Source organism: Arundinibacter roseus (genome assembly GCF_004348825.1).
GTDB classification, from domain to species: Bacteria; Bacteroidota; Bacteroidia; order Cytophagales; family Spirosomataceae; genus Arundinibacter; species Arundinibacter roseus.
Genome location: NZ_SMJU01000021.1, coordinates 22,899 through 40,203 on the forward strand (window position 1 = coordinate 22,899; position 17,305 = coordinate 40,203).

General features: G+C 46.8%; 16 protein-coding genes and 1 tRNA gene. 11 read left to right on the top strand and 6 right to left on the bottom strand.

All coding sequences use genetic code 11. The annotated features are described in order from the left end of the window. Nucleotides 1-41 precede the first annotated feature (41 nt). The 4 genes from EZE20_RS22550 to EZE20_RS22565 all read left to right on the top strand — a co-directional run bounded on the left by EZE20_RS22550 (nt 42) and on the right by EZE20_RS22565 (nt 4,159). Entirely contained in the window at nt 42-809 is a 768-nt protein-coding gene (locus EZE20_RS22550) for an SDR family NAD(P)-dependent oxidoreductase (protein ID WP_132122037.1), read from the top strand. 296 nt (nt 810-1,105) lie between these two features. Then, complete coding sequence (locus tag EZE20_RS22555) at nt 1,106-2,470, top strand: leucine-rich repeat domain-containing protein (protein WP_132122039.1); 1,365 nt, start codon at nt 1,106-1,108, stop codon at nt 2,468-2,470. 123 nt (nt 2,471-2,593) lie between these two features. Next, complete coding sequence (gene ruvB / locus EZE20_RS22560) at nt 2,594-3,619, top strand: Holliday junction branch migration DNA helicase RuvB (protein WP_132122041.1); 1,026 nt, start codon at nt 2,594-2,596, stop codon at nt 3,617-3,619. A gap of 138 nt (nt 3,620-3,757) precedes the next feature. Beyond that, entirely contained in the window at nt 3,758-4,159 is a 402-nt protein-coding gene (locus EZE20_RS22565) for a (deoxy)nucleoside triphosphate pyrophosphohydrolase (RefSeq protein WP_262709672.1), read from the top strand. A 95-nt stretch (nt 4,160-4,254) separates the two neighbouring features. Here the strand turns inward: EZE20_RS22565 and EZE20_RS22570 are convergent, their stop codons facing one another. From EZE20_RS22570 to era, 3 genes are all read right to left on the bottom strand, one after another. After that, nucleotides 4,255-5,193: a DMT family transporter gene (locus tag EZE20_RS22570; protein ID WP_132122043.1), complete on the bottom strand. Its 939-nt coding sequence runs from the start codon at nt 5,191-5,193 to the stop codon at nt 4,255-4,257. A 5-nt stretch (nt 5,194-5,198) separates the two neighbouring features. Beyond that, a complete protein-coding gene (der, locus tag EZE20_RS22575) occupies nt 5,199-6,509 on the bottom strand; it encodes a ribosome biogenesis GTPase Der (RefSeq protein ID WP_132122044.1) in 1,311 nt (436 codons plus the stop codon). A gap of 84 nt (nt 6,510-6,593) precedes the next feature. Further along, the gene (era, locus tag EZE20_RS22580) at nt 6,594-7,514 is read right to left on the bottom strand and encodes a GTPase Era (protein WP_132122046.1); all 921 of its coding nucleotides are present in this window, start codon (nt 7,512-7,514) and stop codon (nt 6,594-6,596) included. A gap of 110 nt (nt 7,515-7,624) precedes the next feature. Here era and EZE20_RS22585 point away from each other — a divergent pair. Next, nucleotides 7,625-7,697, top strand: a tRNA-Met gene (locus EZE20_RS22585). Between the two features lie 91 nt (nt 7,698-7,788). Here EZE20_RS22585 and EZE20_RS22590 read toward each other — a convergent pair. Both EZE20_RS22590 and EZE20_RS22595 read right to left on the bottom strand, forming a co-directional pair. After that, entirely contained in the window at nt 7,789-8,595 is an 807-nt protein-coding gene (locus tag EZE20_RS22590) for a helix-turn-helix transcriptional regulator (RefSeq protein ID WP_165933553.1), read from the bottom strand. 8 nt (nt 8,596-8,603) lie between these two features. Further along, nucleotides 8,604-9,410 carry a response regulator transcription factor gene (locus EZE20_RS22595; protein WP_132122050.1) on the bottom strand — a complete coding sequence of 269 codons (807 nt, stop codon included), beginning with the start codon at nt 9,408-9,410 and terminating at the stop codon, nt 8,604-8,606. A gap of 237 nt (nt 9,411-9,647) precedes the next feature. Between EZE20_RS22595 and EZE20_RS22600 the strand changes: the two genes are divergently transcribed. The 5 genes from EZE20_RS22600 (at nt 9,648) to EZE20_RS22620 (ending at nt 15,565) form a co-directional block, all read left to right on the top strand. After that, the gene (locus EZE20_RS22600) at nt 9,648-10,274 is read left to right on the top strand and encodes a hypothetical protein (protein WP_132122052.1); all 627 of its coding nucleotides are present in this window, start codon (nt 9,648-9,650) and stop codon (nt 10,272-10,274) included. Between the two features lie 52 nt (nt 10,275-10,326). Further along, nucleotides 10,327-12,000, top strand: coding sequence for a thiol-activated cytolysin family protein (locus tag EZE20_RS22605; protein ID WP_165933554.1), 1,674 nt, complete (start codon nt 10,327-10,329; stop codon nt 11,998-12,000). Between the two features lie 91 nt (nt 12,001-12,091). Beyond that, nucleotides 12,092-12,547 (top strand): DUF6252 family protein, encoded by a 456-nt coding sequence (locus EZE20_RS22610; RefSeq protein WP_132122056.1) that lies wholly within the window; start codon nt 12,092-12,094, stop codon nt 12,545-12,547. Nucleotides 12,548-12,640: 93 nt separating this feature from the next. Continuing rightward, a complete protein-coding gene (locus EZE20_RS22615) occupies nt 12,641-14,062 on the top strand; it encodes an FG-GAP repeat protein (protein ID WP_132122058.1) in 1,422 nt (473 codons plus the stop codon). Nucleotides 14,063-14,137: 75 nt separating this feature from the next. Next, entirely contained in the window at nt 14,138-15,565 is a 1,428-nt protein-coding gene (locus EZE20_RS22620) for an FG-GAP repeat protein (RefSeq protein WP_132122060.1), read from the top strand. A 402-nt stretch (nt 15,566-15,967) separates the two neighbouring features. Here the strand turns inward: EZE20_RS22620 and EZE20_RS22625 are convergent, their stop codons facing one another. Next, a complete protein-coding gene (locus tag EZE20_RS22625) occupies nt 15,968-16,186 on the bottom strand; it encodes a hypothetical protein (RefSeq protein WP_132122062.1) in 219 nt (72 codons plus the stop codon). Between the two features lie 262 nt (nt 16,187-16,448). On the opposite strand from EZE20_RS22625, the gene EZE20_RS22630 reads away from it, so the two are divergent. Further along, a complete protein-coding gene (locus EZE20_RS22630) occupies nt 16,449-17,222 on the top strand; it encodes an HNH endonuclease (protein WP_132122064.1) in 774 nt (257 codons plus the stop codon). Nucleotides 17,223-17,305 lie beyond the last annotated feature (83 nt).

Here is a 17,305-nt window from a genome sequence, read left to right on the forward strand (position 1 = left end):
AATCAATTTGCACGATTACTTATTTAACCCAAAATTAGAAAGTGAATACAGCAGAATTGCCCTTTGGATTGAATGGGAAACTAGCGCTTATTACGGGTGGTGGCTCGGGCATTGGCCTGGCCTCAGCCCGCTGTTTTGTAGAAGCTGGCGCGCGGGTCGTCCTGACGGGCCGCCGGGAAGAAGTCTTGCAGCAAGCCGTGGCTGAGCTGGGTCCAATGGCCTCCTACATCGTCAACGACGTAACCAACCGTGCCGGATTGCCAGCCCTGGTACAGGAGATTGAGCAAACGCTGGGAGCGATTGATATTCTGGTAAATAATGCCGGGATAAACATGAAAAAACCCGCGTTAGACGTTACTGACGAAGATTTCGATCGGATATTGTCTACCAATCTTCACGCTGTGTTTTCGCTCACCCGCGAGTGCGCCCGGGGGATGATTGCCCGCAAAAGTGGAAGTATTTTGATGATCTCGTCGATGGCCGCCTACTATGGCATTGACCGCGTAGTGGCGTACGGAGCATCCAAAACGGCACTGGAAGGCATGATTAAGATTCTGGCTTCTGAGTTTTCTCCGCATAATGTCCGGATCAACGCCATTGCTCCGGGTTTCATCGAAACGCCCATGTTTCTGAAAGCGATGGGCGACGACCCCGACCGCCTGCGCCGCGCCATGAGCCGCACACCAATGGCCCGTTTAGGTGCGCCACGGGACATTGGCCTGGCAGCCGTATTTCTATGTTCCGAAGCAGCCGCCTACATCACAGGCGTATCCTTGCCGGTGGATGGGGGTAACTCCATTGGGTTTTAGAGGTATTATTTTCCATGACATACAGCAGGATTGATCGTTATGCGGGTCAATAAATTCTCCATAGCATTTGTGTTTGTTCAAAGTTACCAATTTTCAAGGCGTTTTTAATACCACTATTTTTGGTTATATGTACATACGATAGGTATCCCATTACAAACCTTCCTGATATTTAATTTAACCGCTACAATTTTCATAGAGCACGCGGGGTACGGAATGAAAAACTGATCGTGACACAATTAACAACTAATTTTTTAGTTATATTTGTGTTCTCTATTTTTCATCTAAAAATATCCCCCATGAAACCACTTCTCTGGCTTCTGTTTTTGGGGCTTACCACAAGCGCCCTGGCTCAGCCTCGCGTGGTATCCCAAGAGTCTATAAAAGACCGTGATCAGCTTTATCAAAAGTACCCGGCCCGCCTGACGGATGCATCACAGATTCAGCTTGGTCAAACCATTAGTTCAATAGCCCGACAACTGCTCACAGAATACAAACTGACGGACTACGCGGTAAGTATTCAGTTATTTGTCAATGAATCAGGAAAAATAGATTTGGCTCTGTATGAGGTAGATGCGGTGGCCGGTAAGAAAGATTCAGTTGGGGTGTTGCTGGAAAAGTATCTGCCGGAACGGGTGGCAGACTGGCAAATAAGGAGTACGGGCGGCAAAAAAATACAATTTTACGCTTACTTTATGAAAGGGCGCGTCCTACAATTGCGGGAAATCCGCAGAGGCGATAGTCTGCTGAGTACGATTGAGGATGCGCTGAAAATTATAGATACCCTGAAAATAAAAGCGCTGCATTTTCATCAATTGGATCTTAGCCAGGTACCGGACGTTATCTACCGATTCCCGAATCTGGAATTACTTGATTTACATAGCAATAATCTTCGTAGTCTTTCGCTGAATATGAAGCGTCTGCCAAAGCTGAAACAGCTCGATCTTCGCAGCAATGGACTGCATCAGGATTCGCTGCATCTCACAAAAAACCGCTCGCTGAAACTGCTAACCCTTCACAGCAATGAGCTGACCGACGTACCTTTGGCGGCTCGCGCAAGCCGCCGTCTGCAAAGCCTGTGGCTGGGCGGAAACATTGCGTTGCAACTCAGCAACCGGAGTTTTGGCCGTTTGCGCCGATTGCAGGATCTGAATTTGTACGGCTGCCAATTGACAACCCTGCCCAAAGGTTTACGAAAACTGCGCAAACTGGAAATTCTTGATCTGTATTACAATCACTTTTCGGAGTTACCTGCTTCCCTTACCTCACTCAAAAACCTGAGTCAACTCGCTGTTGCCAACAATGAACTCACGCGCCTGCCCGACCGGATGGATCGCCTGAAAAACCTGCAAATTCTGTACGCACACCACAACCGCCTGAGTACTTTGCCCGACCGCATGGGAGACATGCGAAATTTGAAACTTGTAGATATTGGATACAACTGGTTCAGTACTTTTCCCGAGGAAATCTCCGGCCTGCGCAACCTGAATGAACTGGATATTTCGGGTAATAACTTTACGGCTTTTCCGCAAAGTCTGGAAGAAATTCCGCAGCTGCAAACGCTGCACCTGCGGGGGAATCCGTTTTTGAGGCTGGAAGAAGAAAAAACGTATTTGCCACACATCCAGAAAATTGAAAAAAACAATACAGAGGTATTTTATTGAGTTTTATTTTAAAATTCATAAGCTCAGCTGTTCCTAAAATTACGGATGCATTTTTCCGATCAAAAATCCGTATTTTTGGAAAGATAAGCCCGGGCAAAAATCCCGGAAACAACTGTACAACAGATGCGTAAAGACTATATAAGTGGCGAAGGAGAAAGCCTGACCACCACCGAAAAAGAAATAGAGCGGGCGCTGCGCCCGTTGTCGTTTGAAGATTTTACGGGTCAGGAAAAAATTTTAGAAAACCTGAAAATATTTGTGTTGGCTGCCCGGCAACGGGGCGAGGCGCTGGATCACGTCCTATTGCACGGCCCTCCGGGCCTGGGCAAAACCACGCTTTCGCATATTGTGGCTAACGAGTTGGGGGCTAATATCAAAATTACCTCCGGCCCGGTGATGGACAAACCCAGCGACCTGGCGGGGCTGCTCACCAATCTGCAACCGCACGACGTGCTGTTCATCGACGAGATTCACCGTCTTAATCCCATCGTGGAAGAGTATCTGTACTCGGCCATGGAAGATTACAAAATTGACATCATGCTGGACAGCGGTCCTAACGCCCGTTCGGTACAAATCGGCCTGAATCCGTTTACGCTCGTTGGCGCTACTACCCGGGCAGGGCTGCTGACGTCGCCGCTACGCGCCCGCTTCGGGATCAACGCACGGCTGGAATATTATGATGCCAAGTTGCTTACAACCATCGTTTTACGCTCGGCACAGCTACTGGGCTCGCCCATTGATGAAGAGGCCGCCTATGAAATTGCCCGCCGGAGCCGGGGTACCCCCCGCATTGCCAACAACCTCCTGCGCCGGACCCGCGACTTTGCGCAGGTAAAAGGCAAAGGGCGGATCACGGTGGCGATTGCCGAAATCGCACTCGTGGCGCTGGATGTCGATCAGAATGGGCTGGATGAAATGGATAACCGGATTTTGAGTACAATTATCGAAAAATTCAAAGGAGGTCCCGTGGGGCTATCCACAATTGCCACGGCCTGCGGCGAGGAGGCCGAAACGATAGAAGAAGTGTATGAGCCTTTTCTGATTCAGGAAGGCTACCTCAAACGAACAGCCCGTGGCCGGGAAGCCACCGAAAAAGCCTACCGACATTTGGGAATTTTGCCCAACTATCGGTCCGGTGAGTTGTTCTGAAAAAGCACTGCTTTCTGAAAAACCTGAACAGATTAAAAACTTAATGTGGGTGTAACGAGTAGTTGTAGTACTTTTGCACCGGAAAATTCAGGAAAGAAGATGGTTGTGTCGGAGATGATTTTTAAGCCGTTAGTCAAAGTGCCCTGTGCTATACTGGAACGGGGCGGCAAAGTTTTGGCTGCACAACGCAGTGAAGGCGGCTCTCTGGCGCTAAAATGGGAGTTTCCCGGCGGGAAACTCGAAGAAGGAGAAACCGAGGAAGAATGCCTGAGACGAGAATTACAGGAAGAATTGAGCGTTGAAATAGCGATCGGCGACCGCCTGCCTGTTACTGACCGCGACGACGACACCCGCACGATTCGATTAGTACCTTTTGTTTGCAGCCTTACAAGTGATACAATTGTGCTGACCGAACACGAGCAGATTCTGTGGCTCACGCCCGAAGAACTGCCCTACCTCGACTGGGCCGAAGCGGATCGCTACGTTCTTCGCGATTATTTTGCCTACAAAGGAATTGACATGGATTCGTTTGTACCTTAGCCTTAGTGTTTAAGGTAGAATGTATTATTCTAATAATCTGATAATCAAATAGATAAAAAAAACTAATAGCTAATAACCTAAAAGCTAACAGCTACCTACCCTTTTTTGCCTTTCCATCCAATCCAACATACACCGGCGAGTACCAGAAAAGTACCCAATCCCTGCCAGAAATCAATCTGCTCGTGAAGTACAACGCTCGCCAGCACAATAGTAAAAATGGGTCCAATGCTTGCCAGAATGGACGCATTGCCCGAACCAATCCGGCGGATTCCCTCAGCCAGCAGAAAGGTGGGGAAAACTGTTACAAAAACTGCCATAATTCCGCTAATGCCATAGACCGGAGCCGGATAACTCAGAAATACGCGCCATCCGTGCTGAATCAGGCCGTGCAAGACGGTCGGAACAGTGGCGGCTATCATGGCATAACAGGTAAACTTCTGTGAACCCATACGCGCCATGATGCGGTCGCCTCCTACGAGATAGACGGCGTAAACCAATCCGCTCAGCAATACCCAAAATGCACCCAGAAATACATCTTTTTGCTGATCTGAATTGATATTCGGCCAGAAAGCCAGCGCAATGCCTGCGTAGGTGAGTAGCAAGGCGCCATACTGCATGGGTTTAATTTTTCGCTTAAATACAACCACGCCCAATCCCAGAACAAAGGTAGGATATACAAACAGCAGGACTCGTTCCAGGCTTGCAGTGATGTAGACCAATCCCAGGAAATTCAAATAGCTGGCAACGTAGTAGCCCGTAATGCCCACAAGCGCAAGAAAGAGCCATTCGCGTGCGCAAAGGTGCTCGCCCGGGGTGGTTTTTGATAGCCACCAGGCCATAGTTACATAGAAAGGCAACGAAAACAACATCCGCAACGACAACAGAGCAATGGCGTCAACGGGATATTCCTGATACACCATTTTAATTAGAATTCCCTTGCAGGCAAAGCAAAAGGCAGCAACCAAAACCATGAGCGCCCCCATCCAATAGTAGGAACGGGGGCGCTCGTAAGGTGCATCAGCAGACAAAATCATACAAATTATTTTTCCCGGAAAAACAGCGTGATAGGTGCTCCCGTAAAGTCGAAATGCTCTCGCATGCGGTTTTCGAGGTAGCGCATGTACGGTTCCTTGATGTATTTGGGGTGATTACAGAAAAACACAAACGTTGGTGAGGGCGTCGGTAACTGAATCATGTACTTGATTTTGATGTGCTTGCCCCGGTGTGCCGGAGGCGGGTACTTCGTAATTTCCTCCTGCATCACTTCATTCAGACGTGAGGTCGTAATGCGACGGCTCTTGTTTTCGTAGACTTCCATGGCTTTTTCCATGACCTGAAAAATCCGCTGTTTTTCGAGGACAGACGCAAAAATCACGGGCATGTAGTTCATGGGTGCGAGGCGTTCCAGCATTTCCTTTTTCATCTGATCGGCAGTTTTGGAGTCTTTTTCTACCAAATCCCACTTATTGATCATTAGCACAATGCCTTTCTTGGCCTTGTCGGCCTGTCCAATCAGCGTCATATCCTGTCCTTCGAGGCCTTTTTCGGCATCGAGCATAATGATACAGACGTCCGATTCTTCCATTGCCTTCACCGAGCGAATCGTGGAGTAAAACTCAATGTCTTCTTTTACCCGTGATTTACGCCGGATACCTGCCGTGTCAATCAGAATATATTCTTTTCCAAAAGCCTTGTATGGTGTATGAATGGCGTCGCGGGTTGTGCCGGCAATGTTGGTTACGATGCTGCGCTCGGTACCCGTAAGTACATTCAAAAATGACGATTTGCCGACGTTTGGCCGGCCCACGATGGCAATTCGGGGAATGCCTTCTTCGGGGTTCTCGATGCCAACGGTTTCAAAATGCTTTACGACTTCATCCAACAAATCACCCGTACCAAAGCCTGTTTGGGAAGAGATGGGGTAAATGGCGTCGCCAATGCCCAATTCATAAAACTCCGCTGCGGATTGGTACCGTTCCGTTGTTTCAGCCTTGTTGGCCACCAGAAATACCGGCTTGTTGTAGCGGCGCAGTACATTGGCAAACTCTTTGTCGAGCTCGGTAAGCCCGGACATCGTGTCTACCATAAAGAGCACCACCGTAGATTCTTCAATAGCCAGTTCAACCTGATCGCGAATGGCGCCTTCAAAAATATCTTCCGAGCCAACCACATAGCCGCCCGTGTCGATCACGGTAAAGTAATGATTGGTCCATTCGCCATAGCCATAGTGGCGGTCACGCGTGACGCCGCTTTGGTTGTCCATAATTGCCTTTCGTTGTTCGATCAGGCGGTTAAATAGCGTAGACTTACCCACATTGGGGCGTCCTACAATTGATACAATATTTGCCATGTGTTCATGAGAGAATGATAGGATGAGTGAATCAACAGGAAAGCGGGCTGTATGCGGCTTTCCTGACACTCATTCAAAATTTGATTATTCGGAGTAGCCAAACTGCCGTAGTTTCGCTTCCTTGCTGCGCCAGTCCGGCTCAACTTTCACGAATTGTTCGAGAAAAACTTTCTTGCCAAAAAACAGTTCGAGGTCGTGCCGGGCCTGAGTTCCAACTCGTTTGAGCATTGAGCCTTTATCCCCAATCAGAATGCCTTTCTGACTGCGGCGCTCGACCATGATTTCTGCCCTGATGACGATAATATCCTCTTTTTCTTTAAACTCCGTCACTACTACCTCGCTGCTATACGGGATTTCCTGACGGTAATTCATGAAGATTTTTTCGCGGATAATCTCTGAGGCAAAAAAGCGCTCCGGTTTGTCGGTCAGTTCGTCCTGTCCAAAATACGGTTCGTGTTCGGGCAGGCGGGTTACGATGGCGTCAAAAAGTGTTTGGACGTTGGCGTTAAGCAGGGCCGAAATCGGAATAATGGCAGCGGGCGCCAGAATATCCTGCCATTCCTGCATCTTGGCATTTACCTCTTCTTCGTTGGAAAGGTCGATTTTGTTCAGCACCAAAACTACCGGAGCATCCGCGCGTTTGAGCAACGGAATTACCTCATGATCAGCGGCCTTTTCGCCAATTTCCGTTACAAAAAGTACCACATCGGCATCTTCCAGCGACCCTTTTACAAAGGTCATCATGGACTCGTGCAACTTGTAGGCAGGAGTTACTACGCCGGGCGTATCCGAATACACAAGCTGATAGGGAGTGCCGTCGTGCACGCCATTGAGGATACCCATAATCCGGTGGCGGGTGGTTTGGGCTTTGGAGGTAATGATCGATAGTTTTTCGCCGACCAGCACATTCATCAGCGTTGACTTTCCTACATTAGGTTTGCCGATGATACTTACGAAGCCCGCGCGGTGTGCTACCGAGGGGCTTTCAGGAGAAGATTGTGACATAGGTGATCTGGATTTTTATATCCAAGAAAAAGTATAAAAGATGTTTTTTTACAAAGGTAGTTGTTTTTTACAAAAAAGGCATCTATATTTGCACTCCAATTCAACAACACCGCGGGATGGAGCAGTTGGTAGCTCGTTGGGCTCATAACCCAAAGGTCGCTGGTTCGAGTCCAGCTCCCGCTACTACGAAAGCAAAACAAAGCCCTGTAAGCTAATCACTTACAGGGCTTTTTGCATGTTTGGCCATAAAAAACAAGAAGGATTCCTTTTGTCTCTAAATTATCTTCCCAATCTCACACAGCTGAATCAGCGACGACATATCCCTGGCTCCCGTAAACTCAATCATGTTCTTCCGATGCTTGTCTACGGTATGAGGACTGATGTGTAATTTTTCTGCAATTATTTTTGTGTCATTTCCTGTTTTAACCAGTTCCAGAATCTCGCTTTCACGTTTGCTCAGGATGCTTCCTTTCTGAAATTTTTTTTCATTCTGATGAAAAACGTAGCGATCGTTTTCATTGATCGTAAATTCAGCCCACCAGGGACTGTTTTCTTTTATAAGCATTTTTATATCCTTAATAATCAGCATCATAACAAGCATGCTTCCATCGGGCATGAGTTCGAGCCCTTTGCCTGTCAGACTTATATGATGCAGTTGTCCGTTTGGGGGAGTCAATAGAAAATTGTGCATGTACCAGGTAAGTGCTTTCTTGTCCTGAGCTGCTTTGAGTTTAGGTTGAACGGTATTTTTAAAGAAAAGCGTCATTTGAACAAAAAACCAGCTCTGAGCGAGGGGTAAATCGCGCATCCAATACAGCGTAGACCAGCGTTTGTAGTCTTCTTCGGTGCAAGTATAGCCCAGCACATCCAGGTAATTCGGACTCATGTACTCTACGCTCTGCGTTTTTGTATTGAAGATAGAAATGAACTGATTGTTCAGGGCTGCATATTGGCCAATCAGTTTTGAAAGTTCGCTGTACTTAGTGCCAGGATCTTTATCCCAAACCGGACGGTTCATATCCTGCCACATCTGCACATAATCCTGATGAAAGGGTAGTTCATCCATTGGTGGTTTTTCCATATCCTGCATCAAACGATTTTGCCCATTTCACATATTTGCAGGAGCATCGTCGTGTCTTTTGCACCCGTGCGTTCAAGCATATTTTTGCGGTGTTTGTCAATGGTGTGTGTACTTAGGTCCAGCTTTTCGGCAATGCTTTTGGTTTCCAGGCCCTTTTTTATGAGAAGGAGAATCTCAATTTCCCGATCAGAAAGAATACTTCCTTTCTCGAATTTGCGATACTCTTCATGATAATGATACCGCTCCTGCTTATTGAAACAAAATTCAACCCACCATGGACTTTCCTCCTTGATGAGATTATCGACGTCCTGTTTGGCAATTAAAAAGATGACGGGACTTCCATTTTCGGCCATTTCCAGAGCTTCCACAATCATGCTCAACCGGTAAGATTTTGAGGCAGATGGCGGGCGTGGTGAAAAGTTGTGCAGGTAAAGCTGAATGGATTTTGCCCCTTCAAATTTTCTAATCCGGGGCTGAGCTACTTTCTTAAACCAAAGGGTGGTTTGCATAATAAACCAACTCTGAACAAGAGGCAAGTCTCTCAAAAAATAGAATGACGACCATTTCTGGTATTCTTCCAACGTACAGGTATAGCCCGATACACTGTGGTAGTTGCTGCTCATATACAACACCTTCTGAGTCTTCATGTTGTAAATGGTAATCATCTGCTTGTTCAGGGCGGCATATTGCCCCAAAACTTTCGAGCTTTCTTCGTACGTATGAACCTTATCTTCCTCAGGTGTATCTGTAATATTTTTCCAAAGGTCCAGATAATCACTATGTAGGGGAAAGGAAGGCTTGTCAGAAAAGTTCATGGGTGAGTGTATGTATGTCTGGCTAATTTACAAAAAATACCCTTACTGGTTATTTTTTGTAAATGGTCTAATTTTTTCAGTGCTGAATATAAAAGTAATGGTCTGATAATCAGCATTGTAATAAAGCAAGCTTTGCCAATAACCGTACACTCAAAGGTCGGAAAAATCCCCCAAATGGTTATTGATGGCCGGAAAGGCTACTCCTAGCTTTGTAGAATCAACTCTATTCTACAAACAATGAACAAACTCTTGATCCTTCTCATAGTCATACTTTTGATGGCTTCTTGTACAAAAAAAGAAGACGTTACACCGGAGGCTCCCCCAAGTCTGATTGGTACGTGGACAATCAAAGCGGCTAAAAATCTTTCGGCCACTATGCTAACAGCCAAAGCTAACGCAACGATTGTATTTACAGATACCAAATATACGGTCAACCAGGCGCAACCTTTTGCCAACTACAAAAACACCGCTAATCTGACGGAATACATTCGGTTCAAAAGTAACTCTACGTATAAACTCTTGCCCATTGAAGAAACCCAACCTCTCGTTGAATCTGATTTGAAACTCTTTTTTGGAGAAAATATCACCAACGCATCCAAAAATATATCCGCCGTAATTGCCCTATACAAAAAAGAAGGAGTCAGGTATGTAGCCATGTTGGAAGGGGCAACAGTCGTGGCGACCAATACTGCCGGTGGTACCGAAACGACGGATATTCCGGCTTTTGGCATCGTCAACTTTACTGCCAATGGAGTCACGCTTGAAGAAATCAGTTTTGGGGATGTTTTTCAAATCAATAGCGCCGCCTACGTTCCGCAACTTCCTGCCGCCAATACCCGCGCTCAGATTCTGCTGGAAAAGTAATATCCGTTCATACATTCTACTACCCGATGTTTACTCTTTATTTTCTATACCCATGAAATCTACCTTTATTTTTTGCCTGGTTTACTCAATTTTTTCTCTGGCAAATGCTCAGTTTGCACCACTGAACAAGTCCTCCAAAACGGCAGTTTTAGCAAAGGCAAGCAAGCCATTTGCGATTACGAGGACGTCTGTACCACCCAAAATTACCCGTACTAATGAAGCCAAAAGTGTTGATGAAAACGGTCGCTATTGTACAACTGCCCTTGTGAGCGAAGAAAAAGGGGATTTTGAAAAATTAGTTTTGGGTATTCAAAACGATAAGATTTATCCCGGCGCTATTTACTACGACAATGCCCTCGTAGAAGGCACTTACAATGCTCCAAGTGACCTCATACGGCGCCCTTACGAGATCGTAACGGATATGTTTTCGGCATCTACGAGCGGGCGGCGACCAGTTGAGCCTGTGCAAGCGGACAGGGGAAGCGTCTATGGTGGAATTAGCAACCTGATGAGGCGAGCGCAAAATGTCCGGAATGCCTCAAATGTATTTGTAGATGTAAAGTCACTGAATAGTAATGAACAGCTGGAATTTGAGCTCGGTGCCGGTTACGAGGGTTCAGGCGTAAACTTGCAGGCTAGTTTTAGTTATTTTAAGCAGTCGCAGAAAAACGTATTCATAGCGAAGCTAAAACAAGTGTATTTTTCGGTAACGGTTAATAGTAACTACCCCGGTAGGTTGTTAGTCACGGGAGCACCCTCTCCAAATCTTATGTATCTGAGTAAAGTGAACTACGGCCGTGTAGGGTATTTGATCATCGAATCGGACCAGAATAGTGAGGCAATCCGGGCAGCCCTTAATTTTCGATATAGCGGCTCAGGCAATTCGGTGAACGTTGATGCACGAGTCGCTTACGAAAAAACCTTAGCCACGATGCGGGTTCAGGGGTATTTCCTTGGGGGAGATGCCAACAACTCCGTACAAATTACGTCACCCAATCAGCTGGGTGAGTTTAATAGCTATGTCCGAAATGGGCTACGGCTTGACCCCAACGTGGCACCAACCCCCATCAGCTTTGAAATGAAATTCTTAAACGATGACGCAACCGCTGGGATACGCGCTACCACAACCTACACCGAGCGTCAGTGTGAGCCGGGCAAGGGAATAAAGATAAAACTACACAATGTAGCCATTGAAGATATTCACGGCGGCGACTGCTCCTATGCCTGGGGAACGGCCCAGGTGGAAGTATGGGAGACGGACGCTCAGCGCAGATTAGTCCGAACCGTAAATCCTGCACCGGATTTGGCTGGGAATATGTTTTGGAATCAGCCCGATGGACGCAATCCCCTGCGGGCAGTGGTTAACTTCGCCACTGTCAGAGGGCAAGGTTCAGTAGAAAGTGGATTGCTGAACGCTATCGGAACAGAGCGTACTTATTTTCTAGACCCTAAGGTGGTGGCGGATGGCCGCGTTTTGATAAAAATATCCCTCAACGTAAATACAAATCATAAAGACAACGACTTTGCTGCCTTGGGCTACCATGGTATGAATCGAGTCGAAACAAGGGATTACTGGCTGAAAGATGTCGTGAAAACCAGCGAAGAAGTAGCGCGTGGCAGTTCAGGTACCTATAAATATGGTACGCTACAGGTCGGGAAGTTTTGTTCCAATACCGATAGGCAACACTGTTTCTATGGATTATTCTCCATCACAAATACAAATTAATAGGTCTTGCTAACTGTGAGTATCGTGACAGCACACCCACCAACAGTACTCAATAGCAGAATAAATCAGCTTATCAAAAAACTTACGACCCATGAATGGAATGAAATTACTCAGTATTTGTGCAAGTATCAGCCTGACTCTTATGGCGGGTACCTGTGGCAAAAAGACGGAAGATGTGCCACCTGTCCAGAGCGGTGTTACGATGAAAGTGGATGGAGTTAGCTGGTCAGGCCAGGTCATCGCCCAAATGATTGATAGTGAAACATTGGTAGTGAATGCCATTAATGCCTCGGCTTCCAGTCAGGAAACAGTAGGAATTGTTATTGAGAAAGTAAATAAGACGGGCAGCTACCCCATCAAAGTCCGTACCGGAAACGGATTTCTGTTTTCGCGAAATGCGGTTATTTACTCGGGCGATGCCGATGGACAGGTGGAGGTAACAGCCATCAATACAGCAGGCGGAAAAACGGTGCCCAAAGGTACTTTTAGGGCTACCTGTCTCTCAAAAACTGGTGCAAAAGTGGTCATTACCGACGGAAAATTTTAAGTCAACCAAGCGTTTTCAGCGATCTTAGGTCATAGATAAAAGTCCATTTTCCGGTTACCAATAAGCGGATGAATAATTTGAAATACAATCTCAATGAAACTACTGACAACACTACTGTTTATCTTTTTACTTACCCATACAGCTTACGCCCAATTGGGTACGGGCGGTTTGCCTCATTCCTCTGCTGCACTCGACGTACAGGCAACTGATAAAGCCTTTTATCCACCCCGATTGACAACCGCACAGCGAAAGGCGATTGCAAACCCGCAGGCCGGTGCGTTTGTCTTTGACGTCGATAAAGGCACGTTTTTCCTTTTTGATGGACAAAACTGGCTTCCCCTGGCGCTCACAACCAATAACTCTCTCAACCCTATTGAACGTACCGCCTCCGATGGAGAAGCTCGGGATGAGTTTGGCTCGAGCGTGGCTATTTCAGGCGATTATGCCCTGGTAGGTAGCCCCTCTGATGATATAGGGGCCAACGTTGATCAGGGATCAGTTTATGTGTTTATGCGATCGGGTAATTCCTGGACACAGCAGACCAAGCTGACTATTGCGGGTGGTAGGGCCGGTGATAAGTTTGGCAGTAGCGTGGCTTTTTCGGGCAACTACGCCCTGGTTGGCAGTCCCAATGCTACCGTATTTGCCAATGCAAACCAGGGAGTGGCCTATGTGTTTGAGCGCTCAGGAAGCGTATGGAGTCAGCGACCGGTCCTCTATGCTGCGGACGGCGAGACGGGCGATAATTTTGGAGCAAGCGTTGCCATTTCGGGCATTTATGCCCTGGTAGGGAGTCCAAAAGATGACATTGAGGCAAATGCCAATCAGGGATCGGCCTACGTCTTTGTAAGGTCCGGCAGTACATGGTACCAGCAGGCCCGGCTCCTTGCGGGCGACGGTGCAGCCGACAATGAGTTTGGAGCCGGCGTGGCCATTTCGGAAACTCATGCCGTAGTGGGTAGTCCGCGCCAAACCGTTGGGTCTAACGCAATTCAAGGTGCGGCCTATGTCTTTGTGCGGTCAAGTACTACCTGGCCTCAACAGGCTAGACTCCTGGCGAGTGACGGCGCGGCTGAGGACAGGTTTGGCTACAGCGTATCTCTGTCAGGTGACTATGCGCTGGTAGGTAGCTACTCAAAAAGTATTTTTAGTATTTTCGGTCGCGGAGCAGCCTACGTGTTTGTTCGCCTGGGTGGTGGCTGGTCTCAGCAGGCCAGGCTACTGGCACCAAATGGAAAAACCCTTGATCATTTCGGTACTAGTGTGGCTCTTTCGGGCGATTATGCCCTGATCGGTTCACCGTTCGCCGCTGTCGGAGACATTGACCAGCAAGGTGCGGCCTATTTGTTTAAACGAGAGGGTACTGAATGGCTATTTATCAGGAAGGTTACCGATAATTCTACCGGTATCACACGAAATCATACGTGCGGCATCAGCAATGGCAGGTATATCATTGGTGGATTTGCTTTTCAAAACTTTCAGGGGAAGGTGGGCTTTGGCACCGTGGAAGACTGAGTTTTTATAAACTACTAAATAGGACTTAGTAAAAGCAAAAGTCATTGATTGTCAATTAAAAAGTATCTCCGATTTATGAAAATATTTGTTTACTTTCTAACCATTACCTCACTTTTTTTCAACTCCGCCCGCGCCCAACTGGGTATGGGCGGCACGCCTCACCCATCCGCTGCACTCGACGTACAGGCAACTGATAAAGCCTTTTATCCACCCCGATTGACAACCGCACAGCGAAAGGCGATTGCAAACCCGCAGGCCGGTGCGTTTGTTTATGACCTTGACCAACATACATTTTTTTTCTTCGATGGGGCCAATTGGGTTCCACTGGCCAGTACTACTTCTTCTAATCTCGCCCCCATAGACCGCTTGGCTTCTGACGGAATTATTCGTGATTATTTTGGTCAAAGTGTCTCAATTTCAGAAAATTATGCTTTGGTTGGTGCGTTTGCAGATGATGTGGTCAGCAACCAGGATCAGGGATCCGCCTATGTGTTTGCACGCTCAGGAAGTAGCTGGACTCAACAGGCTAAACTCTTCGCTACCGACGGAGCTGTCAGTGATCAGTTTGGTACTTCTGTGTCTAATTCCGGCGACTTTGTTCTGGTAGGCAGTCCTTTGGCAAATGTAGGGGGCAACCCTGATCGGGGCGCGGCATACGTATTTATGCGGTCAGGGAATAGCTGGAACCAACTGGCTAAACTCACAGCATCCGATGGTGCGGCTTATGATCGCTTTGGCCAGAGTGTTGCTATTTCCGGAAGCTACGCTCTGGTTGGTAGCCCGGCTGACGGCATAGGCACCAACCTCAGCCAGGGTTCGGCTTATGTATTTGCTTTGGCAGGTTTGGGCTGGATTCAGGTCACCAAATTGACTGCTTCTGATGGCTCAGCTAATGATTTTTTTGGTCGTAATGTGGCTATTTCGGGCGATTACGCCCTGGTAGGGAGTAGCGCTGATGATATAGGTGCCAACGCTGATCAGGGGTCAGCCTATGTGTTTGCCCGGTCGGGTGGTAGCTGGATACAGCAAGCCAAACTGACCGCTGCCGATGGCGGACCAAATGACGCATTTGGCAGGAGTGTTTCACTATCTGGCAATTATGCGCTGATAGGCGCACCGGGTGATATCGTAGGTACGAATCTGGGACAAGGATCGGCTTATGTATTTGTACGGTCAGGAAGTAGCTGGACCCAACAAGCCAAACTCATCGCAGAAGACGGCGCACCGAATGATCAGTTTGGTAGTAGTGTAGCTATTTTCGGCGATTACGCACTGGTAGGTAGTCACCTGGATGATGTATTGGATGATGTCGATAAAGGATCTGCGTACCTGTATAAACGCGAGGGGGCCGATTGGGTATTCGTACGAAAAATTACGGACCATGCGTCAACCAATACCTACAATGGTACCAGCGTGGGCATCAGCAATGGCCGGTTTATCATCGGTGGCCCAGGGTTTCAAACGCAAAAAGGGAAAGTAGCTTTTGGTGCAGTAGATAACTGAATAGCCTTTTTACCGTTTTGCTAACTTCTCCATCAGTGCTGGAATGCATAGAAAGTTGGCTTTTGGTGCTAAGGTGTGAAAATTACGGTAGAGGGAGCTTTGCCTTATTGCATCGTATAGGCTCAACGGGCATTAACTATGGAAAGTAGCGGTAAATATCTTTTCGATGGGCAACGAGTATCAAAACAAGCGTATCTGGTGCGACAAACTCAAACCCTACTCTATAATCCCCTAATTTTAGTAGATAAAACGTTTTATATCCTTCCAGTTTCTTGATGTTGGCAATATCCCTTTAAGAAGCCGATTGTTCCAACATTAGAATGGTTTCCCATAGCTTCTGTTGAATGTCTGTTTTTTATACTTTTTTTATACTCTTTTCAAAAGAGGAATCAAAGATTACGTTCATTGTTGGTCATCGCCATGCTTTATTTTCAGGGCTTCCATGATGGCTTCCCGGCTCGTGTACGTTCCGGTTTTGGTTTCTTCCATCATTTTACCAAATGTGAGATCCTCTGCTTTTTCAGGAGATACAATCTCGACACTTTCTCCAAGTTGTGTGGCCAATTCTTTCAGGAGCCTAAAATTTCGTTTGCTCTGCGTTCTAATAATTAAAGTTTCCATACTTGTTTGATTGGGATTCTTACGTAAGGGAAAATGCGCCAACTGCACTACTATGATAAATTGGTCAATGATCACTATACTTATCCAAAAATAACATTCTATACCGTTTTCTATAACTAAATATTTATAAAGAAATTCTAAAACATACCAAAAATGCCACCACATCCTCCCTACCATTTGCCAATACCTATTTCTTCGATAACTTGCCGGCAGCGTGGCTGAGGGTGTGTAAACTGAAATCTCTGAATCGTCATTTTTGACTATGGCAAAATCTCCAAACTGGACCCGGGAAGAACTTATTCTGGCTTTCAATCTTTATTTGAAGCTGCCTTTTGGGAAAATGCACAAAGGGAATCCGGAGGTAATTGAGCTGTCGCAGCTGATGGGTCGGCGCACGCCGGACTCCGTAGCGATGCGGCTCACGAACTTCGCCAGTGTTGATCCGTATCATCAGCAACGAGGGGTCAAAGGTATGGATGGAGGCAGGAGACAAGTAGAACCGATTTGGAATGAGTTTATCCACAATCAGGAAAATCTGGTGTATGAAAGTGAACGTATCCTTGCCGAATTTCGACACCAAACAATCGAAGAGCTCCATCCTGAACTGGTCTTTGACTGGCAAAATCTGCAAGGCGAGGTTCGCGAGCGTGTAGTAAAGACACGGGTCAATCAGAGCGTATTTCGACAAATGGTTTTGAAAACCTATGCCAATCAATGTGCCGTTTCCGGGATTTGTTTACCCGAGTTATTAGTTGCAGGGCACATCGTACCGTGGGCAATCGACGCCCAAAATCGATTAAATCCCGAAAATGGAATTTGCCTGTCAAATCTGTACGACAAAGCCTATGAAAACGGCTTGATTTGTATTGATACTGATTTTAAATTATTGATTTCCAGAAGGTTAAAGGAGGAGTCAGCAAAAAGCTTTTACCAGAATTTCTTCGGGCGTTTTGAACAAAAATCTATTAGTTTACCCAATGAATACCGCCCGCGCAAAGAGTTTTTAGAATTTCGATTAGAGCGTTTTCAGGAATAGTTTCTTACTCATCATCCTGCTCTATAAAAGTGTATCCATCTTTTTCGCATGTATGAATTGCGCCTTTATAATTTGTGTGAAAG

Bases quoted from the DNA above. Each gene is read 5' to 3' on its own strand.
- EZE20_RS22555 (WP_132122039.1), top strand. From the start codon at position 1,106: ATGAAACCACTTCTCTGGCTTCTGTTTTTGGGGCTTACCACAAGCGCC.
- ruvB (WP_132122041.1), top strand. From the start codon at position 2,594: ATGCGTAAAGACTATATAAGTGGCGAAGGAGAAAGCCTGACCACCACC.
- EZE20_RS22570 (WP_132122043.1), bottom strand. From the start codon at position 5,193: ATGATTTTGTCTGCTGATGCACCTTACGAGCGCCCCCGTTCCTACTAT.
- der (WP_132122044.1), bottom strand. From the start codon at position 6,509: ATGGCAAATATTGTATCAATTGTAGGACGCCCCAATGTGGGTAAGTCT.
- era (WP_132122046.1), bottom strand. From the start codon at position 7,514: ATGTCACAATCTTCTCCTGAAAGCCCCTCGGTAGCACACCGCGCGGGC.
- EZE20_RS22590 (WP_165933553.1), bottom strand. From the start codon at position 8,595: ATGGAAAAACCACCAATGGATGAACTACCCTTTCATCAGGATTATGTG.
- EZE20_RS22595 (WP_132122050.1), bottom strand. From the start codon at position 9,410: ATGAACTTTTCTGACAAGCCTTCCTTTCCCCTACATAGTGATTATCTG.
- EZE20_RS22600 (WP_132122052.1), top strand. From the start codon at position 9,648: ATGAACAAACTCTTGATCCTTCTCATAGTCATACTTTTGATGGCTTCT.
- EZE20_RS22605 (WP_165933554.1), top strand. From the start codon at position 10,327: ATGAAATCTACCTTTATTTTTTGCCTGGTTTACTCAATTTTTTCTCTG.
- EZE20_RS22610 (WP_132122056.1), top strand. From the start codon at position 12,092: ATGAATGGAATGAAATTACTCAGTATTTGTGCAAGTATCAGCCTGACT.
- EZE20_RS22615 (WP_132122058.1), top strand. From the start codon at position 12,641: ATGAAACTACTGACAACACTACTGTTTATCTTTTTACTTACCCATACA.
- EZE20_RS22620 (WP_132122060.1), top strand. From the start codon at position 14,138: ATGAAAATATTTGTTTACTTTCTAACCATTACCTCACTTTTTTTCAAC.
- EZE20_RS22625 (WP_132122062.1), bottom strand. From the start codon at position 16,186: ATGGAAACTTTAATTATTAGAACGCAGAGCAAACGAAATTTTAGGCTC.
- EZE20_RS22630 (WP_132122064.1), top strand. From the start codon at position 16,449: ATGGCAAAATCTCCAAACTGGACCCGGGAAGAACTTATTCTGGCTTTC.